Annotated in this window: 22 protein-coding genes; 4 read left to right on the plus strand and 18 right to left on the minus strand. The window is 50.4% G+C overall.

Annotation, left to right across the window (positions count from 1 at the left end; genetic code table 11):
- Position 1: 1 nt before the first annotated feature.
- The 8 genes from ACYVUV_RS06975 to ACYVUV_RS07010 form a co-directional block, all read right to left on the minus strand.
- A complete protein-coding gene (locus tag ACYVUV_RS06975; RefSeq protein WP_484499224.1) occupies positions 2-1,399 on the minus strand; it encodes a flavocytochrome c in 1,398 nt (465 codons plus the stop codon).
- Positions 1,400-1,562: 163 nt separating this feature from the next.
- The gene (locus ACYVUV_RS06980; RefSeq protein ID WP_439776212.1) at positions 1,563-2,276 is read right to left on the minus strand and encodes a methionine ABC transporter permease; all 714 of its coding nucleotides are present in this window, start codon (positions 2,274-2,276) and stop codon (positions 1,563-1,565) included.
- Positions 2,273-3,328, minus strand: coding sequence for a methionine ABC transporter ATP-binding protein (locus ACYVUV_RS06985; protein WP_439776211.1), 1,056 nt, complete (start codon positions 3,326-3,328; stop codon positions 2,273-2,275). The genes ACYVUV_RS06980 and ACYVUV_RS06985 overlap by 4 nt, the downstream gene beginning before the upstream one ends.
- Before the next feature lie 36 nt (positions 3,329-3,364).
- A complete protein-coding gene (locus tag ACYVUV_RS06990; protein ID WP_439776210.1) occupies positions 3,365-4,225 on the minus strand; it encodes a MetQ/NlpA family ABC transporter substrate-binding protein in 861 nt (286 codons plus the stop codon).
- A gap of 399 nt (positions 4,226-4,624) precedes the next feature.
- Positions 4,625-7,033, minus strand: coding sequence for an HAD-IC family P-type ATPase (locus ACYVUV_RS06995; RefSeq protein WP_439776209.1), 2,409 nt, complete (start codon positions 7,031-7,033; stop codon positions 4,625-4,627).
- Positions 7,034-7,071: 38 nt separating this feature from the next.
- A complete protein-coding gene (locus ACYVUV_RS07000; RefSeq protein ID WP_484499225.1) occupies positions 7,072-7,560 on the minus strand; it encodes a dihydrofolate reductase in 489 nt (162 codons plus the stop codon).
- A gap of 13 nt (positions 7,561-7,573) precedes the next feature.
- Positions 7,574-8,530 (minus strand): thymidylate synthase, encoded by a 957-nt coding sequence (locus tag ACYVUV_RS07005; protein ID WP_439776207.1) that lies wholly within the window; start codon positions 8,528-8,530, stop codon positions 7,574-7,576.
- Positions 8,531-8,690: 160 nt separating this feature from the next.
- The gene (locus ACYVUV_RS07010) at positions 8,691-9,683 is read right to left on the minus strand and encodes a D-2-hydroxyacid dehydrogenase (protein ID WP_439776206.1); all 993 of its coding nucleotides are present in this window, start codon (positions 9,681-9,683) and stop codon (positions 8,691-8,693) included.
- A gap of 241 nt (positions 9,684-9,924) precedes the next feature.
- Between ACYVUV_RS07010 and ACYVUV_RS07015 the strand changes: the two genes are divergently transcribed.
- Entirely contained in the window at positions 9,925-10,302 is a 378-nt protein-coding gene (locus tag ACYVUV_RS07015) for a hypothetical protein (protein WP_439776215.1), read from the plus strand.
- A gap of 59 nt (positions 10,303-10,361) precedes the next feature.
- Here ACYVUV_RS07015 and ACYVUV_RS07020 read toward each other — a convergent pair whose 3' ends face one another.
- On the minus strand, positions 10,362-12,011 hold the full coding sequence (locus tag ACYVUV_RS07020; protein WP_439776205.1) for a peptide ABC transporter substrate-binding protein: 1,650 nt from the start codon (positions 12,009-12,011) through the stop codon (positions 10,362-10,364).
- Between the two features lie 275 nt (positions 12,012-12,286).
- Positions 12,287-12,949 carry a nitroreductase gene (locus tag ACYVUV_RS07025; RefSeq protein WP_439776204.1) on the minus strand — a complete coding sequence of 221 codons (663 nt, stop codon included), beginning with the start codon at positions 12,947-12,949 and terminating at the stop codon, positions 12,287-12,289.
- A gap of 140 nt (positions 12,950-13,089) precedes the next feature.
- On the opposite strand from ACYVUV_RS07025, the gene ACYVUV_RS07030 reads away from it, so the two are divergent.
- Positions 13,090-13,230: an SPJ_0845 family protein gene (locus ACYVUV_RS07030; RefSeq protein WP_002879072.1), complete on the plus strand. Its 141-nt coding sequence runs from the start codon at positions 13,090-13,092 to the stop codon at positions 13,228-13,230.
- 134 nt (positions 13,231-13,364) lie between these two features.
- Positions 13,365-14,972 (plus strand): Mbeg1-like protein, encoded by a 1,608-nt coding sequence (locus tag ACYVUV_RS07035; RefSeq protein WP_439776203.1) that lies wholly within the window; start codon positions 13,365-13,367, stop codon positions 14,970-14,972.
- A 49-nt stretch (positions 14,973-15,021) separates the two neighbouring features.
- Here the strand turns inward: ACYVUV_RS07035 and yihA are convergent, their stop codons facing one another.
- The 7 genes from yihA to rpsO all read right to left on the minus strand — a co-directional run bounded on the left by yihA (position 15,022) and on the right by rpsO (position 23,081).
- Entirely contained in the window at positions 15,022-15,624 is a 603-nt protein-coding gene (gene yihA, locus ACYVUV_RS07040; RefSeq protein ID WP_439776202.1) for a ribosome biogenesis GTP-binding protein YihA/YsxC, read from the minus strand.
- Positions 15,614-16,867 carry an ATP-dependent Clp protease ATP-binding subunit ClpX gene (clpX, locus tag ACYVUV_RS07045; RefSeq protein ID WP_300616115.1) on the minus strand — a complete coding sequence of 418 codons (1,254 nt, stop codon included), beginning with the start codon at positions 16,865-16,867 and terminating at the stop codon, positions 15,614-15,616. Before clpX ends, yihA begins: the two co-directional genes overlap by 11 nt.
- Before the next feature lie 152 nt (positions 16,868-17,019).
- Complete coding sequence (gene tig, locus ACYVUV_RS07050) at positions 17,020-18,348, minus strand: trigger factor (protein WP_439776201.1); 1,329 nt, start codon at positions 18,346-18,348, stop codon at positions 17,020-17,022.
- A 182-nt stretch (positions 18,349-18,530) separates the two neighbouring features.
- Positions 18,531-19,721 carry an elongation factor Tu gene (tuf, locus tag ACYVUV_RS07055; RefSeq protein WP_300616111.1) on the minus strand — a complete coding sequence of 397 codons (1,191 nt, stop codon included), beginning with the start codon at positions 19,719-19,721 and terminating at the stop codon, positions 18,531-18,533.
- Between the two features lie 181 nt (positions 19,722-19,902).
- Positions 19,903-20,736, minus strand: a complete 834-nt coding sequence (locus ACYVUV_RS07060) for a tetratricopeptide repeat protein (RefSeq protein ID WP_484499226.1) — start codon at positions 20,734-20,736, stop codon at positions 19,903-19,905.
- Positions 20,723-22,591 (minus strand): ribonuclease J, encoded by a 1,869-nt coding sequence (locus tag ACYVUV_RS07065; RefSeq protein ID WP_484499227.1) that lies wholly within the window; start codon positions 22,589-22,591, stop codon positions 20,723-20,725. The genes ACYVUV_RS07060 and ACYVUV_RS07065 overlap by 14 nt, the downstream gene beginning before the upstream one ends.
- A gap of 220 nt (positions 22,592-22,811) precedes the next feature.
- Positions 22,812-23,081 carry a 30S ribosomal protein S15 gene (gene rpsO / locus ACYVUV_RS07070; protein WP_002879084.1) on the minus strand — a complete coding sequence of 90 codons (270 nt, stop codon included), beginning with the start codon at positions 23,079-23,081 and terminating at the stop codon, positions 22,812-22,814.
- 203 nt (positions 23,082-23,284) lie between these two features.
- Between rpsO and rpsT the strand changes: the two genes are divergently transcribed.
- Positions 23,285-23,536: a 30S ribosomal protein S20 gene (gene rpsT, locus ACYVUV_RS07075; protein ID WP_270448164.1), complete on the plus strand. Its 252-nt coding sequence runs from the start codon at positions 23,285-23,287 to the stop codon at positions 23,534-23,536.
- A gap of 89 nt (positions 23,537-23,625) precedes the next feature.
- Here rpsT and holA read toward each other — a convergent pair whose 3' ends face one another.
- Complete coding sequence (holA, locus tag ACYVUV_RS07080; RefSeq protein WP_439774746.1) at positions 23,626-24,615, minus strand: DNA polymerase III subunit delta; 990 nt, start codon at positions 24,613-24,615, stop codon at positions 23,626-23,628.
- Between the last annotated feature and the right edge of the window lie 6 nt (positions 24,616-24,621).

Here is a 24,621-nt window from a genome sequence, read left to right on the forward strand (position 1 = left end):
CTTAGTTTTCGCCGCGCACGAACTTGCTTGCCTGGATACCAGCTTGCCGGCCAAAGACTACAGTTTCAGCAACTGAGTTGCCGCCAATCCGGTTGTTGCCGTGCAGGCCCCCGGAAACTTCACCAGCCGCGTAAAGGCCTTCGATAACCTTGTCGTCCTTGCCCAAAACTTGAGTTTCAGGGTTGATGTGCAAACCGCCCATCGTGTAGTGGATAGCTGGGTGAATGTGAATAGCAAAGTATGGCGCAACAGAGATGTCGCGGTCCATCCCGGTAGTCCGGCCAAAGGCTTGGTCGTCTTGGCTCTTAACTGCTTCGTTCCAGCTGGCAACAGTTGCTTCAAGGCCAGCTGCGTCAACGCCGATCTTGCCGGCCAGTTCTTCCAAAGTAGCGCCGTGTTCTACCAAGCCGATGTGGTCGTAGAATTCAACTGCCTTAACGTGGTCGCGGACGCCTTGGTCAAAGATGAGGTAGGCACCGTCTTCATTCAAGCCAGTGATGGCTGCTGAAACAACCTTCCGGGTGTCCAGTTCATTGATGAAGCGCTGGCCAGCCTTGTTGACCAAAATAGCGCCTTCGCCCCGGACAGCTTCCCCGATCAAGAAGGTCTTTTCACCATCAGTTTGGGCAGTTGGGTGAACTTGGATAAAGTCCATTTGCACCAGTTCCGCGCCGGCTTCTTCACCCAAGATCAAGCCGTCACCAGTTGCACCAGCTTGGTTGGTCGTCTTGTAGCCTTCCAGGTCTGGCCGGTACTTCTTGATGATTTCCTTGGAAGCACCGAAACCACCGGTTGCCAAAATAACAGCCTTGGCCATAACTTGCCGGCGGCCATCTGGGCCAACGACGTCAATGCCGGTTACCTTGCCTTTTTCGTCTTGCAAAAGCTTAACAACCTTGGTCTTGTTGAAGACTGGAATCCGGGCTGCTTCAATGCTCTTCAACAGGCCGGTAATCAAGTAGCCGCCAACTGGCGCCATAGATGCTGGCCGGTGAGCCCGCTTCTTGCTCATCCCCCCGGTAATAGTCAAGTCATCCAGCTCAACGCCGTATTGCTTCAGCCAGTCAATTGCCAGAGCAGCGTGGTCAACGAAGTAGGTCAGCATTGCTTCATCGTTCAAGTTGCCGCCGCCCTTAAGGGTTTCTTGGTAGAAGTCAGCCTTGTTGTCGATAATGCCGTGCTTGTATTGAACCAGGGATTCAGCCGCGTTCATCCCAGATGAAGCCTTGCTGGTGTTACCGCCCAAAACTTCGTTCTTTTCGAAAACAGCCACGCTGGCGCCAAGTTCATGTGCCTGCAAGGCAGCAGACAAACCGGTACCGCCGGCCCCGATGACTACCAGGTCGTAGCTTGGGTTGACTAAATCGATTGGAGTGGACTTAAATTCGTATTTTGCCATGATAGTTCCTCTACTCAAATTATTTATTACTTACCTCCACATTATAAACCATTTTTTAACTTTTTAAAATTGAAAAGGCTATTTTTTAAAAATGTCAATTTGCTTCTAACTTTGCCAAAAAGAAAAGAATCTCCTGCAATGAGAAGATTCTTTCAAAAAATACTTACCGGTGCTGGTGGTTCAGCTTCTTGGCCAGGAAGTCGCCGACCACTTGCACGATGAAGATCATGATTACGACCAGGAGAGTGGCCAGGAAGGTCACGTCGTTGGCGAAGTCGCGGTAGCCGTATTGGATAGCGGTCGTACCCAGACCACCGGCCCCAACGGCCCCGGCCATAGCGGTCAAGCCGATCAGACTGATGATGGAAACAGTCGATACCCGGATGATTTCTGACCGCGTTTCCTTGAGGTAGACGTCAAAAATAATGTCCCAGTTGCTTGCGCCCAGGCTCTGGGCTGCTTCAACCTTGCCCGGGTCCAGGCTTTCCAGAGCGACTTGCACCTGGCGGGCATAAAATGGGAAGATCCCCAAAGTCAGTGGCACCAGAGCAGCCGTGTCCCCGATTTCCGTCCCCACGATCAAGCGGGTCAAAGGTGAAATGAAGGCCAAAAGAATAATGAATGGAATGGCCCGCAGAACGGAGATCAGCTTGTCGCAGAAGTTGAACCAGAACTTGTTTTCCAGGATCCCGCCTGGCTCGGTCAGAACCAGAACGACCCCGAAGAAGAGGCCCAGAACTCCGCCGAAGATAGACGGCCAGAAGGTCATGTAGATGATCTGCAGAATTGAGGTGCCCCAGCCGGTGTCCCCACTCCAGCCCAAGTTGTAAATATTTGGAAAGGTCTGCGCGATCCAGTGTACCAAACCATTAATCATAAGCGGTTACCTCTTTCGTCTAATTCCGTTACCGTGACACCCTCGTCGTTTAAGAACTTCAAGGTTGCCTTCTGCTTTTCAGCATCCCCCTTGACCGTGACCAGCAAAGTCCCGACCGGTTCGTCCGCCAAAACTTCCACGTTGCCGTAAAGCATCGATGCTTCCACGCCGACTTCCCGGTAGAGCTCGATGATAATCGACTTGGCCACGTTGTTCAAGCTGTAGACCAGCTGGTAGAGGGCTTCATTTTCAGCCAGGCTGATGTTCAAGCTCTTCAAGGTGTCAACTACGGCCAAAGAGCCACCGACGAACTTCTGGGTCAGTTCAGCCTTTGGCTGAAGGAAGACATCCCGTAAGTTGCCGTTTTCCACGACCCGGCCATTTTCCATAACTGCCACCTTGTTGGCGATCTTCTTAACCGCGTCCATTTCGTGGGTGATCAAAACGATGGTCAAGCCCAGTTCCCGGTTCAGTTTCTTCAAAAGGTCCAGGATCTGGATGGTCGTCTGCGGGTCCAAGGCACTGGTTGCTTCGTCTGACAAAAGGATTTCCGGATCATTGGCCAAAGCGCGGGCAATCGCCACCCGCTGCTGCTGGCCGCCGGAGAGCTGGGCTGGATAGGCATTGGCCTTGTCTTCCAGGTCAACCAGCTTCAGAAGCTTGTGGCATTTTTCTTCCAGCTCATCGTCAGAGAGGTCTGAGTGCTTGAGGGCAAAGGCAATGTTTTCAATGACTGTTGTTTCATTCAGCAGGTTGAACTGCTGGAAAATCATCCCGATCTTCCGGCGGCGGGCCTGCAGGTCCTTGCCGCTGATCACCTGCTTGCCGTCTTTGACAAAGTCGACACCCTCAACCACGACGTCTCCGGCCGTTGGCTTTTGCAAAAGGTTGATGGTTCTGACCAGGGTGGACTTCCCGGCCCCGGAAAAACCGACGATCCCGTAGATGTCGCCTTTTTCGACGTGCAGAGTCACGTCCTGCACGGCTTGCACATCGGCAGCCTTTTTCCGCTTAAAAGTCACACTGACGTGGTCCAGTTGAATAATGCTCATATGATCAAAGCTTCTTTCTAGGTTAAGTTAAAAATCTTAGAACTTGGCATCCCAAGCTGCAACTTGCTTGCTGCCGTAGTACTTCTTGTACAGCTGCTTGGTCTTTTCAGTCTGGTAAGCCTTAACGACTTCCTTGTAAGCCTTCTTGTTCTTGTCCTTCTTGCGGGCAACGATGATGTTGATCCATTGGTATGAGTCCTTGTTGATTGGTTCAACGTAGATGGTTTGCTTGTCGCCCAGGCCGGCTGGGTTGGCGTAGTCGTTGTTGACAACAGCAGCGTCAACTGACTTCAAAACTCTGGCAGCTTGTTCAGTAGCAACTTCCTTGATCTTGAAGTTCTTCGGGTTGCTCTTGATGTCAGCAACAGTGTAAAGCTTAGTTGCGCTGGTTCCCTTCAGAGTGATCAGGCCGGCGTTCTTCAGAACCAAGAGAGCCCGGGCTTCGTTGGTCGCGTCGTTTGGAACAGCGATCGTAGCACCCTTTGGCAGAGCCTTCAATGACTTGTACTTAAGTGAGTAAAGACGGATTGGAGCAATGTAGGTCTTGCCGATAGCTACCAAGTTGCTCTTATTGGCCTTGTTCCAGTTGTTCAAGAAGTTGTAGTGCTGGAAAGCGTTAAGGTCCAGGTCCCCTGACTTCAAGGCGCTGTTTGGCTGGTTGTAGTCAGAGAAGTTCTTGGTCTTGACAATAATACCATACTTCTTCTTGGCCGTGGCAGCCACGCTCTTCCAGATAGCCCGTTCAGCCTTGGTTGCCCCAACAGTCCCGACGGTCACCGTTTCAGTTTTAGCGCTTTGCTGACCGCCCTTCTTGCCAAAGGAGAAGAAGGCGATAACAGCCACAACTACAACGGCCACAACAGCAATAATAATGTTTCTTTGTTTCTTTTTTCTCATGATTAATACCTCCAGAAACACAGCAGCAATCCCGATCAGCGGCAGTCAAATTCGAACAGAAAAGAAAAAGCGCCCGTCCTTGATAAAGGACGAGCGCTCGTGATACCACCTTTAGTTCATTCATTACTTGCGTAATAAATCTCACCAGCTGTCTCCAAACTAAAGCAGAAACAGCTTGCTTGTTTAACGAGAGCAACCCCGGCAGCGGCTAAATATCACCGCGGCATATCATTCCAAGCCCATGTTCACCGGAACTCTCCTGGCGGCTTTCACCATCTGCCGCCTCTCTGTAAAGGATCGTCACCCGACTACTCTGCTTTTCGAGATAACTTTTCTTAACTTGATGCTCTAAATTTATCATTATTTTTTAAGTAAGTCAAGCCTTTTTCTAAAAAAATGTTAAAGCTCATTCCGGTCCTTGCCATAAGCGGCCAAAAGATCCCGCAGCTTGGCATCTTTCCCCTTCTCCGTCAGGACGTTGCTGACTTCTTTGATCCCATCGCAGATCCGCGACATGATTCTGAAGAGGGTCATGCCGGCAAAGAAGAGGACGACGACCGTGAAGATGGCCCGGCCAGAGAGCGGACTCAGCTTGAAGAAGCCAGGAATAAAGATGATCGACAAGATGATGCAGACCACTGACAGGGCCAAAACGCCCAGCTTGTACTTGTTGAGCGGCCGTGAGATCCAGAAGAGGACCATCAAGCCCACCAAGACCAGGAGGGCAGTTGACGCGGTCGCGACTTCATTGTCCCCAATATTGGTAAACTTGTTGGTCAAGACAAGAATGCTGACGGCCAGCCAGTCGGTAATCCCGCCAGGTATTGACTTGGTCAGAATGTTGACCGTGAAATTGCCCCGGATCCGGGAATGGTTCTTTTCCAGAGCCAAAAGGAAGGATGGCAGGCCGATCGTAAAGCTGGAGATCAAGGTGATCTGTGCCGGCTTGATTGGGTAGTTAATCGTCAAGATCAAGGAAAAGACCGCCATCAGCAAGGAGAAGATGTTTTTAACCAAAAAGAGGCCAGCTGAACGTTCAATATTGTTGACCACCTGCCGGCCCTCATTGACCACCTGGGGCATCTTGGCAAAATTGGAGTCCAGCAAAACCACCTGGGAGGCCTGGACAGCAGCGCTGTTGCCTGAAGCCATGGCAATGCTGCAGTCGGCTTCCTTCATGGCCAGGATGTCATTGACCCCGTCTCCGGTCATGGCCACAGTCTTACCGATCCTCTGCAGGGCCTGGACGAATTCCTTTTTTTGCTCCGGCTTGACCCGGCCAAAGACATTGTATTCAGCCATAGCCTGCTCGTATTCACCCGGCTTGATCGTCTGAGCATCGATGTATTTTTCCGCCCCGGCAATCCCGGCCTGGCCGGCCACCCGGGAAACGGTCACCGGATTATCCCCGGAAATGACTTTGATTTCCACCCCTTGCTTGGCAAAATATTCAAAAGTCTCCTTGGCCTCTTTCCGGATCGGGTTGGACAAAAGTACGTAGCCCAGAACTTCGACCTCCTGGGTCAAGGCTTCCTTTTCATCCGCCAGTTCAGCTGGATACTTGGCAAAAGCCAGGACCCGGTAGCCTTCTTCTGGGTAACGGGCAAACTCTTCCTGGCAGGCTTTCAGCTGAGAGCGCAGGATCATTTCCGGTGCCCCCAAAAGCAGAGTGTAGCCGGCAAAAACCGCCCCGCTGTACTTGTTGACTGAAGTAAAAGGAATTACCCTTTTGGCATTGACCAAGGGCTGGTCCTGGCCAAACTTCTGGCTCAAGGCTTCAGCGGTGATATTATCGACAGGCATGTTGGAAACGTAGGCAGCAAGCCGATCTTCCAAATCATTTCCCGGGTAATTTTTTGCCGGGACGACTTTTTCCACCGCCATTTTTGGCTCAGTGATCGTCCCCGTCTTGTCAACGCAGAGAACATTGACCCGGGCCAGGGTTTCCACGCTCTTCATATCGTGCAGCATGACCTGGTTTCTGGCCAGGCGCATGGCAGCCAGGGCCAGGGCAACCGTCGTTAAAAGATAAAGTCCTTCCGGGATCATGCCGATAATGGCCGCCTCCATCGAACTGATCGATTCAGCAAAAGACCGGTGGTTGAGGAAGTAGGCCTGGGCAAAAAGGGCTACCCCCATTGGAATAATGATGATGCCGACCCACTTGATCAAACGGTTGATGGCCCGGATCATCTTTGACTCTTCTCCGCCGCCCATGGCTTTGGCTTCCGCCGTCAATTTGGCGATGTAAGACTGGCTGCCCACCTTGACCAGCTGAGCCATGACTTCACCGGAAACGACGAAAGAACCGGACAAAAGCTCATCGCCAACCTCCTTGGCAATTTCGTCGCTTTCCCCGGTCAAGAGCGATTCATTGACCCGGACGCTGCCGTCGACCACCTTGGCATCGGCCGGGATCTGGTCACCGGCTTTCAAGAGGACCAGGTCCCCTTCAACCAGCTGATCAATTGGCACCTGCCGCCTTTTTCCGCCTCTGAGCGCCAAAACTTTGGTCTGGTTTAAGACCTGCAGCTTGCTTAAAACGGATTTTGCCCGGATTTCCTGGACGATCCCGACGATCGTGTTCAAGATGATCACTGGCAAAAAAGTCAAGTCACGAATATCACCGGCAATTAAAAGCAGGATGGTCAAAACCAGGAAGATCAAGTTGAAGTAGGTAAAGGTGTTTTCAACGATGATCTGCCGGTTGGTCTTGAACTCATCATCAATGGCGGTGTTGACCTTGCCGGCCGCTTTTTTCTGTTCGACCTCCTCCTCGGTCAGCCCCGTCTGCAAATTTGTTTTCATATCACTCACATCTCACTTTTCACAACTTGCCCTCCCTGCTATTTTTTGCGCAGGTAGGTCTCAAAGACATAATCATACTTGTTCTTGCCATCAGCCTGGTGGGCTTCTGTATTTACCAGGTCAAAAGCCGCCCAGACAAGGTCCGGCATGTAGGTGTCAGCTGGAAAAGTCCCCTTAATCCGGGTCACTTCCAGCTTGTCAACCTGGTCAGCCAGCAGGGCAAAGAGGCTGGAGCCGCCAATGACGCAGACTTCCCCGGCCTGCTCCTTCAGCCAGCTGAAAACTTCTTCTTCGCTTTTCAGCTGCAAAACTCCAGCTGGCAGGTCCAATTTTCTGCTGGAAAGTACAACATGCTCCCGGCCTGGCAACAGGCCAGGCAAGGATTCAAAAGTCTTTCTCCCCATCAGCATGGGATGGCCCATGGTCTTTTCCTTAAAGTGGGCCAAATCAGCGGGCAGGTGCCAGGGCAGGCGGCCCTTGTAGCCGATGGCGCCTTTTTCATCTTGTGCCCAAACATAGCTAAGCATTTTTCCACCCTTTCTAAACGGCAACCGGGGCCTTGATCGTGGACCCATGCTGGTAGTTGACCAATTTGATATCGGCCATTTCAAAATCTGCTACTTTTTTCTTCTCTGGGTTCAGCCACAAAGTTGGCGCGTCAAATGGCGTTCTTTTCAGCTGCTCTTCAACCTGGGCAAAGTGGTTCTTGTAAATGTGGGCATCCCCGATAGTGTGGACGAACTCACCCACTTCCAGGCCGGTTTCCCGAGCAATCAACGATAAAAGCAAAGAGTAGCTGGCGATGTTAAATGGCACGCCTAAGAACATGTCACCTGAGCGTTGGTAAAGCTGCAGGCTGAGCTTGCCGTCAGCCACATAAAACTGGAAAAGGACATGGCAAGGCGGCAGGGCGCTGGAAGGAACGTCTTCCGGGTTCCAGGCCGTTACAATCAAGCGGCGGGAGTCGGGATTGGTCTTGATCTGCTCAATCACGTTCGCGATCTGGTCGATAAAGCCGCCATCCCGCTTGCCCCAGTGCCGCCACTGGGCCCCGTAGACGTCGCCCAGGTTGCCGTATTTTTGAGCAAAAGCTTCATCATCCAGAATCCGCTGGCAGAATTTCTGCATTTCTTCATCATAGACTGCCTTAAATTCCGGGTCCTTTTGACTCCTGAGGCCAAAGTCAGTCATGTCCGGGCCCTGGTATTCCGGGCTGGTCACCCAGTTCTTAAAGGCCCATTCGTCCCAAATGTGGTTTTTATGTTCAAGCAAGAAGCGGATATTGGTATCTCCCCGCAAGAACCACAAAAGCTCGCTCTTGATCAAGCCAAAAGGCACCCGCTTGGTCGTCAAGACCGGGAAGCCCTGGCTTAAGTCAAAGCGCATTTGGGCCCCAAAGAGGCTTCTGGTGCCTGTCCCAGTCCGGTCATTTTTGTCATTGCCTTCGGTCATGATCTTTTTCAGTAAGTCTAAATATGCTTGATCTTGATTTGCCATTTCCTTGTCCTTTGCAAAAACTTTTTACTTCACTTCACCTTTAGTCTAACAGAATTTTTTAGCAGGTGTTAATCTTTACAAAAAGCTTAACAGATGGAAAAAGCCCCAGCAGGATTGGCCTGCCAGGGCTTGTCATTGTTCTTCTTTTTTCGCTTTTTAGCTAATTAACCTTGAAAAAGGCCTTTTTCCCGGACAGGGTCCGCTCGATATCAGTCATGCTCTGGAAGAACATGTTCTTGACCGCCATCTTGGTATAGTAGGCTGAGTGCGGGGACATGACCACATTCGGCAGGTTGATCAGCTCCGTGTACTCTTCCGGCAAAGAACCCACGTCCTCAAACTTGCGGCCGAAGATTTTTTCTTCCCCTTCCAAAACGTCCAGGGCAGCCCCGCCGATTTCATGATATTTCAAGGCCACAATTAAGGCCGCGGTATCGACCAGTTCACCTCTTGACTGGTTGACCAGGATCGCGTCGTCCTTCATCTTGGCAAATTCATTGGCGCTGAACATGCCCTTGTTTTCCGGAGTCAGCGGGATGTGCAGCTGAACGATATCGCTTTCCTTGATCAAGGTCTCAAAATCAACGAAGTCCAAAAAAGGCTCTAAAGAAGCATTGTAAACCGGGTCATAGCCGATGACTCTAGCCCCCAGGGCATGGTACATTTCCGCCGCTGCTGCTCCGATCCGGCCCAAGCCGACGATGCCGACCGTCTGGTTGAAAATCTCATCGCTCATCAGCTCCGTTGGCCGGGTAAAATCCCCCCGCCGCATCTTCCGGTGATAGTAGCCCCACTTGCGCAGAAGGTACATGGCCCCGGTCAAGCCATTTTCCGCGATTGCCCGCGGCGAATAAGCCGGCACATTAGCGACGGTAATCCCGCACTTCGTGGCCGCTTCCAAGTCGATATTGTCCGCCCCCACCTTCCGCAAGGCCAGGTGCTTGACTCCTCCTTGCGCCAAAGTCTCAAGGTCAGCGGCCGTCAAGGCTTCTGCCTGCTGGGTCGAAACTGCCTCAAAGCCCTTGGCTTCTTCCAGGTTATCTGCCGTCAAGGGGCTGTGGGTATAAGAAATTTTATCGTCTGGGTGCTGGTCCTGCCACTCTTTTAAAAAAGCTTCTTCCACCGGCGTAATGCCGAACAAGTATGCCTTCATCTTTTTTCTCCTCATAATTGACAAATTTTGCCAAACAAGCTCTCGTTTTTTCTGATTCTGGTATCCTAAAGTAAAAGCCTTATGCTTTTCTCTATATTATGGCAAAAAAATTAAAAGATTGCTAGAGTGATTTTTAGTTATCGCATTTTTTAACACTTCTGTAATCTTTAAGCTAAAGGCCAGAAAAAACTGAAAAGAAAACATGGAGAAAAAGTATAAAGCAAAAGAAAGGTAGAAAATGATGAATGAAGAAAACGATCCCCGTTACATTCAACCCAAAGACAGTCTGGAAGCCATGGAACTGATCCAAAAGCTCTTCAACCAGTACCGCCGCGCACCCTTAACCTCCGAGCTTCTTGCCTACCATCAGAATTTGATCGAACGCCTGGAAGGTGACATCCACCAGGCTGCTGAAGCAGAAGGCCAGGCCAAAAGAGTCCAGGAATTAGACCGGATGATCAAGCTGATGAAGGACTGGACCGCCATCCGACTTTCCGGCCGCCCCTTTAACGCCAAGATGCGCCACTTCCGCTTCCTGCCAGAGGGCGGCCAGGTCAAGTTCAAACGGCATCCCCACAAAATTAAGGCTAATTCCAGTCACAGAGCTAGCCGGCATTAAAAAAGCGAGACCACTGGTCTCGCTTTTTTGTTTGCATATCTAACTTGCTACTTGCTCAATTACTTGATGTAAGCGTACTTGTAGCTCCACTGGGTACCAGCATTGTTGTGGATGATCCCCTTAACCTTGCTGTTTTGCAGGTAGGCGGTCGTCTGCTGGTAGATCGGGCTGACTGCCTGGTCGGCATTAGCCACTTGAGCAGCCTTGACCAGGTCCTGCCAGCGCTTGTTAACATCGTTGGCATCAGTCGTCAAAGCCTTATTGATCAAGCTGTTGTATTCAGCATTGTTCCACTTGCCGTAGTTGTAGCTAGTCCCCTTCTGCAGGATCTGCATGAAGGTCATCGGGTCGCTGAAGTCCCCGCCCCAGCCGGAAACGTAGATGTCAAAGTCCCCGCTTGCAGCCTTGGTGTAGGCGTTCTTGCTTGGGATAGAGCTGACCTTCACGCTGATGCCGGACAAAACCTTGGTCCATTGGGACTGCAGGTACTGGGTCAAGGCGTCGGCGTTGGTGCTTTCGTTTGAAGCCAGCAAGGTCAGGTTCAATTTCTTCAAGCCCAATTCCTTCAAGCCAGCCTTCCAGTACTTTTCAGCCAGCTTCTCGTTGTAGTCAACGGTATTAGCCACCTTTTGCTCCTTGGCAAAGTCTTCCTTGTTGGCTGGGTCATAGGCCAAGCCGGAAGCCACGAAGCCAGTCGGCACGCTTGACCCGTCCCCGAAGACCTTGCTGGTCAAGATCTTCCGGTCTAGTGACAGGGACAAAGCCAGGCGGATGTTCTTGTTGTTCAAAGCCTTCTTAACTGTCGCGTCCTTAGCCTGGAAGTTGTAGGCCAAATAAGCAACGTAGGAGTATGGGTAAGTCTTGAAGTCCTTATTCTTCTTCAGCTGCTTGACCTGTTCACTAGACAGCGGAGTGAGGTCCAGCTTGCCCTGCTGGTAGAGCTGGTAGCCGGTGTTGGTGGTCTTAACGACCTGGTAGCTGATCTTGCTCAGCTTAACAGCCTGCTTGTCCCAGTATTGGTTATTCTTGACAAAAGACCAGGTGTCATTGGTCCCCTTCCAGCCAGTGATTTTAAAGGGACCAGAGTAGAGCATGTACTTGGAACTGGTGGCATACTTCTTGCCCGCCTTCTTGATGAAGTTTTCGTTTTGCGGCCCAAAAAGCGGATAAGCCATCAAGACCTTGAAGTAGGCAATTGGCCGGTTGAGCTTGACTTGCACGGTTTCCTGGTTCAAAGCCTTGATGCCCAGGCTGGACGGGTCCTTCTTGCCGGCAATAATTTCATCAGCATTCTTGATGCCAGAGAAAAGATAGGCGTAAGGTGAGGCCGTCTTTGGGTTGATCGTCCGCCGCCAGGAGTAGACGAAGTCCTGGGCGGTAATCTTTTCCCCGTTTGACCACTTGGCGTTTGACCGCAGCTTGAAGGTCCAGGTCTTGCCGTCCTTAGACACGGTGCCGGACTTGGCTAAGCCGGCGGCTGGCTGCCCGTTTTTGCCCAAACGGTAGAAGCTTTCAAAAACGTTCCCCGTCTGCCCATAACCGGTCGCCTTGCTGATGTCAATGGTATCCAGCGGAGCGGTCGCGCTGAGCTTTAAGACCTGCTTGTCCTTACTTGATGAGCTTGAGCTCTGCTGACTGCCGCAAGCGGCCAGCAGGAAGGCGGCACTGACGCTGACAGCGGCAAGGGTGAATTTCTTGATCTTTTGCATTTTTTCCTCCTAAGACAAAAAAGCAGCTGCTCCCTAAAGGAAACAGCTGCTTCATTTGCCACTAAGCTAACAATTACTAGGCAAATCACTTGGTCTGAGCTAAATCCAGATTAGGCAACACAAAACGGTCGTATGACATAAGTGACATACAACAAACGCACATAGTTTGGTTTTCTTGCATTGCAAACATGATTTAGCTCCTTTCTCAATTTGATTTAATTTAATCTTACAGATTCACTTACAAAAAGTCAACGCATTCTTGCAAGTTTTTCAGTTTAATCCTTAACCGTCAAAAAAACAGCCAGATCCCGGCGGGGAGCCTGGTAGCCGTTGACGTACTCATCTTTGGCATAGCCCAGGCCGATCCCCATGGCCAGAGTCTGGTCATCCGGGATCCCCATGATTTCCCGTACGCTGGCCGGGTACTTGACCAGTTCATAAGCCGGCATGGTGTCAATCCCTTTGGCCTTGGCAGCGATTGCCAGAGTTTGGGCAAAAGCACCCAGATCATAGACTGACCAGAGGTTGGAGTGCTTAGGAATGGTCAAATAAGCAATTGCCGGGGCATAGTAAAGATTTTTCTGCAAAATGTTGGTCCTGAGGTCCAGCAATTCCGGCGTGTTCAAATATTCCTGGCTGGCTTGGTTGTGCCGGAGCATGTTTTCCCTTGGATAAGGATCCCAGTCTTCCCGGTGCCAGGTTTCCCAGTCTGGGGACGGAGCCGTCCCCGCTTCAGCCAAAGCCAGGTGGCGGGCATGGATCTTCTTGGCCGTTTCCCCCATGGCTAAATAAACCCGCCAGGGCTGGGAATCAACCCAAGACGGAGCCTGGCCAGCCAAGCGGACTACTTCTTCCAGGTCTGCCCGGCTAGGCTCATTGCTTTGGTCAAAATAGCGCGTGCTGCGGCGCTTTTCAATTGCATCAATCGCATCAGTCATTTTTGCACCTCTCTTAATACTGCTTACTTTTTTACTTCTTTTTTGTAAGTATAGTTCAAAATTGACTGAATAGCAAAAAAATCGCTATAATTGAGGCAAAAGTAGATATTTTATTTCAATGGAAAGCAGGATATGGACAAATGGGTTTAACCTTTAAAAGACAAGACGACTTAGACAAACTCTTCGACAAATTCGCCAGCATCCCTGACCCTAAGAAAGCCGCTTCCGGCAAGGGCAAGGAAAAAGAAGACGACAAAGCTGCCGGCAAAGAGGCAAAGTAAGCCGCTTGTTGGCGGCTTTTTATATTTTATAAAAGTCGCTAAATTTTCCCGTAAATCTGCCCACCTCTGCCCTATTTAGGCTAAAATTAACTTGTAAGCATTTGCAATTATTTTTCTTTAAGGATGTGAGCATCTTGGACAACAGCAACTTGCTGACCTACCTGGAATGGCGGGGCGACATTCCACTGGAGAAGTCTCCTTTCAACGAAATTGACGCTTTAGTTTTAGCAATTTTTTCTTATCTTAACTTGGAAAAGTACATCCCTTCCGGCAATAAGGAAGTTACCGTACGCGAAATCGCCGAGAAATACTTTGCCTCTTCCTTTACCGGCATAGACGCTAGCCAGTACCAGGAACTCTTCCGCCTAATGAGCGAGGGCGACCGCTTTAAGGATGCCCGCTTGTCCCACTCCAACACTGTTTTGACCGACCAGTGCCAGTTCAGTGCCTTAAAAATCGTCCTTGAAGATGGTACCCACTACGTGGCCTTCCGGGGGACCGACGACACCCTGGTCGGCTGGCGGGAAGACTTTGAAATTTCTTTTAAGGAAACCAAAGCCCAGATCTTAGGCGCCCGCTACCTCAAGGACCTCCTGGCTGATGACACAGCAGACTATATCCTGGGCGGCCACTCCAAGGGAGGCAACCTGGCTGAATACGCTGCTTTGAAGCTGCCTGAGGACTACCGGGCCCGGATCAAGGCTGTCTACACCTTTGACAGTCCAGGTCTGGCCAGTGAGGCCGGAGTTGACTATAACGAGGACTTTTTAAAAAGAGTTCTCCGCCGCTACGTGCCCGACTTTTCCATTATCGGCCGCCTGTTTGAACCCAGGGAGGTCGACCCAGTCATCGTCTATTCGACCAATGGCAACATCGCCCAACATGACACTTATTCCTGGCAGATCAAGGGCAGCCATTTCGTGACCCGCAAGCGGCCCAATCCTGAGTCCCGGGTCTACAACCAGCTGATCAACCAATGGATCGGATCAGCCAGCCTGGAAGAGCGGGAAGCCCTAACCCAAGACCTCTTTGACGCCCTGGCGGCCAGTGGATCCAGCAAGATCAACCAGCTGGCTAAAAACGGCTTTGGGGGCTTTGGAGCCATCCTTTTGTCTGTGACCAACTCTTCAAGGCGGACTAAGTTTATCTTAGGCAACCTTTTCTCTTCAATCTGGCAGCTGATCAAGAACCAGCAGATTGGGGCCGCCCTTTTCAGCCGGGATACTCTGACTGGCTGGCTCCTGGTTCTGCTTGGCATCATCAGTCTTACGGCCCCAGACTATGCCTTCAAGGCCTTCGGGATTTTGGCCGCGGTCGGGGGGATTATCTTCAGCGTCAACCATATTCTCTCGGTCTCTGTTTCGGCCTTTAAGCCCCAGCAAAAGCGCTTCTTCTTGATCACCTACCTGGTCTTGTTCGCGGCCTCTGTAGCGCTTTTATCGAGCAATCAGCTATTAGTTTTTTTGGCCCACTACTTCCTGGGAGCCTTCCTGCTTTTCTATGCCTATGGCCGGACCCGCAAGATTATTTTGCGCAAGCAGACCGGGGTCTTTAGAACTATCATCACCGTGGCTGAAGCCATCATTTCTTTTGCCTTGGGGATCATCGTCATCATCAACCCAGAATACTTCAACCACCAATCAATCATTGAGATCGGGATCCTCTTGATCATCTACGGAGCCTTCAAGCTGATTGCCGAACTCTTTAACCACCGGCCGCAAATGCCGAAAAAACACCGGTAAACGCAAAATGCTCAAAGGAATAATCCTTTGAGCATTTTTGTTTTGTCTGCTATTCTTCGTCCAGTCTGGCTGCAATCCAGTTCTTGACCTGGTCAACATTCAGCTTGGTCACTGATGAAAATGGCAGGAAGGTCACATTGTCCTTGTTCAAGTTCAAGTGCTTTCTGAAGGCCGCCTCAGTCTTGTTGAAGGCGTTCTTCTTGATCTTGTCCATCTTCGTGGCCACAACTAATACCGGCAGGTCCAGATACTGGGCATAGTCATACATGGCAATGTCGTCGGCAGTCGGTTCGTGGCGGCCGTCAATCAGCAAAATCAAGCCCTTGAGATAGGCCCGGGTTTCCAGGTAGTCCTGGATCATTTCCCCGAACTCTTCTCTCTGCTTCTTGGAAACCTTGGCATAGCCGTAGCCTGGCACGTCGACCAGGTAAAAGTCAGCTTGGTCGCTGTCGACCCGGTAGAAGTTCAAGGTCTGGGTCTTGCCCGGCGACGAGGAGGTCCGGGCCAGGTTCTTTCTTTGCAAAAGGGTGTTGATCAAGCTGGACTTACCAACGTTTGACCGGCCAGCCAGGGCGATTTCATCCAAGCCGCCTGCTGGGTACTGGCTGGCTTTAACCGCGCTGACGGCAAATTCTGATTGGTTAATGATCATCGGCAACCTCTTCCAGTTCACGGCGGATCACCTTTGGCTCGCCCATCCCGGTAATCGTTTCCGGCGTGATGATGACCTTGCTGATGTCGCTTTCGCTTGGCGTCCGGTACATGATGTCCATCATAGCATTTTCAATGATGGTTCTAAGGCCTCTGGCCCCCATCTTCCGTTCAATAGCCAGGTCAGCAATCTGCTTGACGGCAGCTGGTTCAAATTCCAGGTCAACCCCGTCAAGGGAGAGCAGCTTCTGGTATTGCTTGATCAAGGCATTCTTTGGTTCAGTCAAGATCCGGACCAAATCGTCGCTATCCAGCCGGTCCAAGGTAGTGATAATTGGAATCCGACCGATGAATTCTGGGATCAAGCCAAACTTGACCAAGTCACCGGTCGTCAAGAAGCGGTTCCAGTTGTCGTCGTCAACCTTGCCGGATTCTTGTTCTGCCCCGAAACCGATGGTCTTCTTGCCCAGCCGGTTCTTGACGATCTCTTCGATACCGTCAAAGGCCCCGCCGACAATGAAGAGGATGTTGGTGGTATCCATCCGGATCATTTCCTGCTGCGGGTGCTTGCGGCCGCCCTGCGGCGGAATAGAAGCAATGGTCCCTTCCAGGATCTTCAAAAGAGCCTGCTGAACCCCTTCACCAGACACGTCCCGGGTGATTGACACATTTTCTGATTTCTTGGAGATCTTGTCGATTTCGTCGATATAAATGATCCCCCGCTGGGCTCTCTCCAGGTCGTAGTCAGCATTCTGCAGCAGCTTAAGCAGGATATTCTCGACGTCTTCCCCTACGTAGCCGGCTTCAGTCAAAGTAGTCGCGTCCGCGATCGCGAACGGTACGTTCAAAATCCTGGCCAGAGTTTGCGCCAGGTAGGTCTTGCCTGACCCAGTTGGCCCGATCAAGGCAATGTTAGACTTTTGCAGTTCAGTTGAAGAATCAACATCCATTTGACTGATCCGCTTGTAGTGATTGTAAACCGCCACGGACAGAACCCGCTTGGCCCGGTCCTGGCCAATCACGTACTGGTCCAGTTCTTCTTTAATTTGCATTGGCTTGGGAAGCTCGCGCGCCTCCTTCAGTGAATCCAGACGCAGCTCATCATCAATAATCCGCTTGGCGAGTTCAATGTCCTCGTTGCAGATGTATACGCCGTTGCCGGCAATCATTTTTTTTACTTGGCTGGCAGACTTGCCGCAGAATGAGCATTTCACTTCTTCTGGATCTGTAAACTTAGTAGCCATGTATTCCCTCCTCTATTTGCTAAAGACTAGATTAGCATAAATACGGGCAACTTGCGCGAAATTAGCCTTGTATTTTTTCTTCCATCTTGGCAAAAGAAAACCCCAAAAGGGGCAGGTGCCACTTCTGGGGAATTCAGGCTATTGACAGGCGATTACTTGTCTTCTTCTTCGTCTTCGCTGCCTTCTTCAAGCTTAGCCTTAGCTACTTGCTTAGCGCTGTCAGTGATCAAGTTCATTGCCTTGCGAACGTTGATATCGTGAGCCAGCATTTCGTCGCTCAAAGCGTTGCGAACTGCCTTTTCGCTCATGTTGTAGCTGTCTGCCAGGTCCTTGATTTCAGCGTCGATTTCTTCCTTGCTTGCTTCGAAGCCTTCCTTGGCTACGATTGCTTCCAGAACAAGGTTGGTCTTAACGCGTTCAGCTGCGTTTGCTGACAATTGGCTGCGCAGTTGGTCTTCAGTCGTGTTAGTCAACTTGAAGTAAGTTTGTGGGTCAATCCCTTGACGTTGCATGTCGCCCAAGTATTGGTTGAGTTGGTTGTCAACGTCTTCTTGAATCATCACGTCAGGAATTTCTTCAACAGTAGCGTTCTTGACTGCAGTAGTGATGGCTGCTTCTTGGATAGCTGCCTTGGCTGCTTCTTCCTTTTCAGACTTCAGTTCAGCCTTGATCTTTTCCTTCAATTCGTCAAGAGTTTCAACTGAGTCGTCAACGTCCTTGGCAAATTCGTCGTCAAGTTCTGGCAATTGCTTTGCCTTAACTTCGTGGATCTTGGTTGCGAAGTGAGCTTCCTTGCCAGCCAGGTCCTTTGCGCCGTAGTCTTCTGGGAAGGTTACGACAACGTCAACTTCTTCGCCAGCGCCGTGGCCAACCAGTTGGTCTTCAAAGCCAGGGATGAAGGTGTTTGAGCCCAATTCCAGGGAGTAGTTTTGAGCTGAGCCGCCGTCAAATTCAACGCCGTCAACAGTACCAACGTAGTCGATGGTTACAGTGTCGCCGTTTTCAGCCTTGTCGTTCTTCAAAACCATTTCAGCGTTTTGTTCTTGACGCTTAGTCAATTCAGCGTCGATGTCCTTTTGGTAAACGCGGGTGTTTTGCTTTGGTACTTCGATTTCAGTGTATTGGCCAAGTTCAACTTCTGGTTCAACCGTTACGATTGCCTTCATTTCCCAGGCCTTGTTCTTGTCCATTGATACAGGAACGATTTGAGGTTGGCCAACTGCCTTGATGCCAGTTTCCTTAACAGCAGCGCTGTAAGCTTCTGGCAAAGCAAAGTTCAAAGCGTCTTCGTAAAGAGCTTCTTCACCGTAGTATTGGTTGAAGATTACACGGGAAACGTGACCCTTACGGAAGCCAGGTACACGCAAGCTCTTCTTTACGCGGTTAAAAGCCTTGTCCAGGCTCTTCTTGATTTCATCTTGAGAGATTTCAAAAGAAAGTTCACCAGTAGTCTTACCGGTAGTTTTCCAGTTAGCAGACATTAATCAAATACCTCCAATGTCTATTTTGAGTTTGCTACTTTGCATACTTAAATATCTTACCTTAAAGCCGGTCAAAAAACAATGAAAGTACTACAAAATAGGGCTTTTTTGGATAAAAAAAGGCGTTCTTCTGAGAAGAACACCTTTTTACACTGTTAGAACTAAAATTCAAAAACTAAAAATTAGTCGTCAATTTCAGTAACTTGGCCGGCACCAACAGTTCTACCACCTTCACGGATAGTGAACTTAGTACCAACTTCGATAGCGGCTGGCTTGATCAAAGTAACTGAGAATTCAGTGTTGTCACCAGGCATAACCATTTCAGTACCTTCTGGCAATTCAATTTCACCAGTGATGTCAGTGGTGTGGAAGTAGAATTGTGGACGGTAGTCTGAGAAGAATGGAGTGTGACGGCCACCTTCGTCCTTGCTCAAGATGTAGACTTGACCCTTGAAAGTTTCGTGGGTCTTGATTGAGCCTGGAGCTGCCAAAACTTGACCACGAACGATTTGGTCACGGTCGATACCACGGAGCAATACACCAACGTTGTCGCCGGCTTCACCCAAGTCAAGAGTCTTGTGGAACATTTCCAAACCAGTTACAACTGAAGTCAAGACCTTTTCTACCAAACCAACGATTTCAACGCTGTCGCCAACCTTAACAGTACCACGGTCGATACGGCCTGAAGCAACAGTACCACGACCAGTGATAGTGAAGACGTCTTCAACTGGCATCAAGAATGGCTTGTCAGTTTCACGTTCTGGAGTTGGGATGTATTCGTCAACAACGTCCATCAGTTCTTCGATCTTCTTTTGAGCTTCTTCGTCGCCTTCAAGAGCCTTAAGAGCTGAACCACGGACTACAGGAACATCGTCACCTGGGTAACCGTATTCTGAAAGCAAGTCTCTTACTTCCATTTCAACCAAGTCGATCAATTCTGGGTCGTCAACCAAGTCGCACTTGTTCAAGAAGACTACGATGTAGTTAACACCAACCTGACGAGCCAACAAGATGTGTTCACGAGTTTGTGGCATAGGACCGTCAGTTGCGGCAACAACCAAGATAGCACCGTCCATTTGAGCGGCACCAGTGATCATGTTCTTGATGTAGTCGGCGTGGCCTGGGGCGTCCATGTGGGCGTAGTGGCGCTTTTCAGTTTCGTATTCAACGTGGGCAGTGTTGATAGTGATACCACGTTCCTTTTCTTCTGGAGCTGCGTCGATTTGTGAGTAATCTTCAGCTTGTGCCAAACCCTTCTTAGCCAACACAGTAGTGATAGCTGCGGTCAAAGTAGTCTTACCGTGGTCAACGTGGCCAATAGTACCAATGTTAACGTGTGGCTTAGTTCTAACGTAATGTTCTTTTTCTGCCATTAAAATGACCCTCCTGAAATTTTACAAGAAGTCCGTTGAGACAAAACTAACGGATGATTCTCTGTTGAATATTGTACTACTTTCCTAAGAAGTACGCTAGTAGCAATAGCGCAACTTCTTGAAAATATCCAAAAATGATTATACTAAATGCCGGCAAAAAGTAAAGTGATTTGCAAAAAGATTAATCAGTATTTTTCTGATAGATTTTTTCCAGCAAGTTCTGGCTCTCCCCGCCCCGCTTTTGCCGCAAAAAGCCGGTCAGGTCCCGGGCAAAAGCATCGGGATTAGTGACATAATCCCCCTGGCAGGGGTAAAGCTGGCCAAAAGCGTAATTCCCCTCAGCCAGAATCAAAGGCAATTCGCTGGGGCGGTTTTGGTAGCGGCTGGCCAGAGAAGCGATGAATTCCCGGTAAACCGGGTCCTGCTTAAGCAAGGCAGTTTCCGCCGGGACAAAACTCTTCAAGTCCCCCAGGATCATGACCTGCATCTCCTCTTTAACCCCCAGCTTGACCAGGTCCTCGCAAACCGCCAGGCGCAAGGCATAATTGGCCAAAGGATCCAGCAAAAGGCTTCTGGCAAAGGCCAGGTAGGTCGGCAAATCCAGCTTTAAAAGCTGCTCATACTGACTTTGGCTGACTGCCTGCGTTTTTCTGAAAGCAAGCAGGATTTTCTCTTGTTCTTGCTTTTCTGCTGGCAAAACCGGAAAGTCGATCTCTCCCTCAGTCAAATGCTTGACTTGAAGGGCCTCGATCAAAAAATTATTGGCCGCCAGGACTTGGCCATACTCGTCCCGTACTTTATCCCGGGAAAAAAGATCAGGCAATGCCTTGATAAGGGCATAAGCCTGATCTTCCTCCTTGTTTAAGCGCAAAAGGCGGGACAATTCCAGGGCCAGGTCTTCGTCAAAGCCCAGCCTCAGTGCCTCTTCCAGGTGCCCGCAGGCAGCCTGGTAGTCCCCGTCTGCTTCGGCCCGTCTGACCAATTTCAGCAGGTTCTCTTGGCTAACGCTTGTCATCTGCCTTGTTTTCCTTCTTGTTCTTGTTTACCGGCTTCTTGCCCTTTGCTGCTGGCTTCTTGCCAGACTTGGCGATCTTATTTGCCGGCTTGGTCTGCTTCTTGCGGTTTGTACGCTTCTTAGCAGTCTTTTCCTTGGCGCCTTCAGCCGCGTCTTCGGCCTTCTTCTGCATTGCCCGGTGCCGGTTCTGGTTGACTTCCATAACGACTGGCAAAACGACTGGCCGACGGTTGGTCTGCTTGTAGAGGAACTTCTCCAGACTGGAGCGCATGTCCTGCTTGAGCTCAGTCCAGTCAAACTTCTTGTGTTCAAAGTTGGCCTGAATGGCGTCCTTGATGACCTGGATTGAGTCGTTCATCAGCTTGTGGTTGGCCTTGATGTAGACAAAGCCCCGGCTGGTGACTTGCGGTTCGGAAACGATCTTCTTCTTCTTGCGGTCAATCGTGACTACGGCGATAAAGATCCCGTCGTCTGACAAAACTTCCCGGTCGCGCAAAACGATGTTGCCCACGTCGCCGACCCCGGAGCCATCGATCATCGTGTCTTCGCCTGGTACAGCATCCCCGCGGAAGAACTGGCCGCGCTTAGTGTCGTATTCCAGGCAGTCCCCGTTTTGGGTAATGTAGACGTCGTCTGGGTCCATCCCAGTTTCAACGGCTAAGTCCTTGACTGCTTCCAAAAGCCGGTAGTCCCCGATTACCGGAACCAGGATCCGCGGCTTCAAGAGGTCGATCAAGGTCTGTAGGTCCCGGCCAGTCGCGTGGCCGGAAGTGTGCATGTTGCGGCCAAGTTCAATAACCGTGCCGCCAGCCCGGTAAACCATATCGCTGGTGATGGCCACCGTGGTTTCAACGGCATGTGACGGGGTCGTGGCGATAAAGACCAGGTCCCCTTCGTGGATGGTGATCATCCGGTGGCGGTTGTTGGCCATCTTCTGCAGGGACTGGAGCGGTTCGCCCATCCGGCCGGTTTCCAGGATGACCGTCTTTTCATCCGGCACGTCCTTGAGTTCCTTGACCTTCATCAAAAGCCCGTCCGGCACTTCCAGGTATCCCAGCTTCATGGCAGTGTGGACGATCTTGGCCACGTCCCGGCCAGTCAAAAGAACCCGGCGGCCGGTAGCGGCAGCGGCGTTAAAGACCTGCTGAACCCGGTTCAAGTTGGAAGCCTTGCCGGCCACGATGATCCGGCCCTTGGCGTTTCTGAAGACATTGGTGATGTAGGCACCTACTTCATTTTCGCTGGCGTTCGGGAAAACCGCTTCAGCGTTGGATGAGTCCGGCAAAAGGGCCAAAACGCCGTTTTCCGCGATTTCAGCCAGCCGGGTCATGTCAGTCCGGTAAGCTGGCCGGGCTGAAGGATCAAACTTAAAGTCACCGGTGTAGACGATCTGCCCTTGCGGAGCATGGATGACAATCCCCAAAGAGTCCGGCACTGAGTGAGTGGTGTGGAAGAAGGACACGCTGGCATTCTTGAAGTCGATTTCCGTATCGGCGTCGATAACGTTGAAAAGCTGGTTGTTCCGCCGCTTGTTTTCTCTTTGCACGTCGATCTTGGCCAGTTCGATAGTTAATTTTGAGCCGAAAACCGGAATGTCCCAGTCCCGCAGAATGTATGGCAAAGCCCCGATAGAGTCGGCGTGGCCGTGGGTCAAAAAGATCCCCGCGACTTGGTCACCATATTGCTTGAAGAATTCCATGTCCGGAATTACCACGTCGATCCCGAACAATGAGCTGTCCGGGTACTTGAGGCCGGCGTCCAAAACAAAAATTTCATCGTTTACCTGAACGGCAAACATGTCCTTGCCCTGCTCGCGGACCCCGCTGAGAACCATGATTTTTAACTTGTCTGACATAAACCTCTCCTTTTCGTAATCATGTTAAATCAATTCTTTGTCTGATAGATGCTTTATATGGATCTGTCGATCAAAACGCTTATAATCTTTTTAATTTTAACATAAAGGGCATGAGCATGATAGTCACTAAGCCTGCAAAGGAAAAGAAAGAAAAGTGAAAAGCAAAAAAGAGAAAAAGAAAAGAGGCCGGGAAAAGCCCAGCCTCTTGATGAGTCCTTGATTAACGACGCAGACCCAAACGAGCGATCAATGCACGGTAACGTTCCAGGTCGTTTTCTTGCAAGTAGCGAAGCAAGTTACGACGGTGACCGATCTTCTTCAACAGACCAACGTATGAGTGGTGGTCGTGTGAGTGTTCACGCATGTGTTGAGTCAAGTTGTTGATGTCTTCAGTCAAAACAGCAACTTGTACTTCTACGGAACCAGTGTCGCCTTCGTGGGTTGCGTATTCCTTGATGATTTCGTTCTTTCTTTCTTTTGAAACTGCCATGTTTCTGCACCTTTCTTTAAAAAAATTGCCCCGGACAGCGTCAGCCGTTAGGTGAAACGTAAAGACAACGTCCGAGGTTCACATAACAAATATAATCATACCCGATTTTTTAGAAAAAGCAAGCAAAATTTCTTCTTGCATCTGGCGCCGGCTTTCAGTATAATAATTTAGTGAATTTCAATCAGTTATTGGAGGTGAACCTAATGCCACAAATCAAATCTGCTATCAAGCGTGTTAAGACTCAAGCTGTTGCTAACGAACGCAATGCTGCTCAACTCAGCACTATGAGAACTGCCGTTAAGAAGTTCAAGGCTGCTCAAGCTGCTGGTGCGGACAACGCCTCCGAATTACACGTTGCTGCTATCCGTGAATTGGACAAGGCTGCTTCAAAGGGCTTGATCCACAAGAACAAGGCTAACCGTGACAAGAGTCGTTTGGCTAAGCTTGCTAAGTAATTAAACTAGCAATCAACAAAAGAGCGAGAAACAATTCGTTTCCCGCTCTTTTTCTTTTGCCTTTTTCTGTATTTTGTTTCTCTTTTTGCCTAGCAGGTCAAGATAAAAGCCTTTAAAAAGCGGCTGCCCTGGCAGACCCCGCTCTTGTAGCGGTAGTCCAGCTGGATCAGCTGAGCCAGCATCCGCTTCAGCTGGCCGACTTTCGCCCTGGACTTCAAGGCTGTCTTGACCCGGTAAGGGTGGGCGGACAATTCCTTGGCGATCTCGCTTTCACTCCGCCTTCTCTGCCCCATCACCTTCACGCAGAGCAAAAATTCGACCTGGCTGAAAAAGACCGCGACCAGCTGCAAGGGGTAGGTTCCTTCCCGCAGCTGTCCGTCCAGGCGGTCAATCGCCTCTTGGTAGTCACCTTTTAAGGCAGCTTCCAAAATAGCAAAAACATTCTGGTCCAGGCTAAGGTCGATGTTCCGGTCCACCAAGTCCCGGCTGATTTCCTGGCCGTCGCTGATGGCCTTCAGCTTGTTGTAATTGCCCAGGGCCGCGTCCAGAACCTGGTCGCTTCTCTCCATGAGGAGGTCCATGGCCCCCTTGCCAAAGCGGTAGCCTTCCGCCTTGACTAAGGCCTGCATGACCCGGCCGCTTTCATAGCTTTTGACAGCGGTAGAGACTGTGTTGAAGCTCTTTTCCACCTGCTTGGTCAGTTTCTTGCGCCGGTCCAGCTTCTCATAGCTGGCTACTAAAACGATCACATCGTCGATTTGGTCCAGGTGGCTGAAGATTTCCAGCAATTGGTCCCCTTGCTGCTTATATTTGGCTGGGAATTTCCCCGTCAAAAAAATTGGGTTCTTGACTAAAACCAGTTTTTGCTGGCTGAAGAGGCTAGCCTCCGCCAAAGCAGCGATCAAGTCGTCCAGCGGATCGCTCTCGCAGTCGACTGTCACCTTCTCCAGACCTTGAAAGGCTGCTTGCTGGACATAATTGTGAGCCAGATAGTCATTTAAAAAAGCATCCGGTCCCTGCAGCAAGACATTTGGGTTGCCTGCCTGGCTGTTGGGAAACAGGGATATTAAATTTGGCAAGCCGCT

Source organism: Lactobacillus sp. WILCCON 0149 (genome assembly GCF_057197965.1).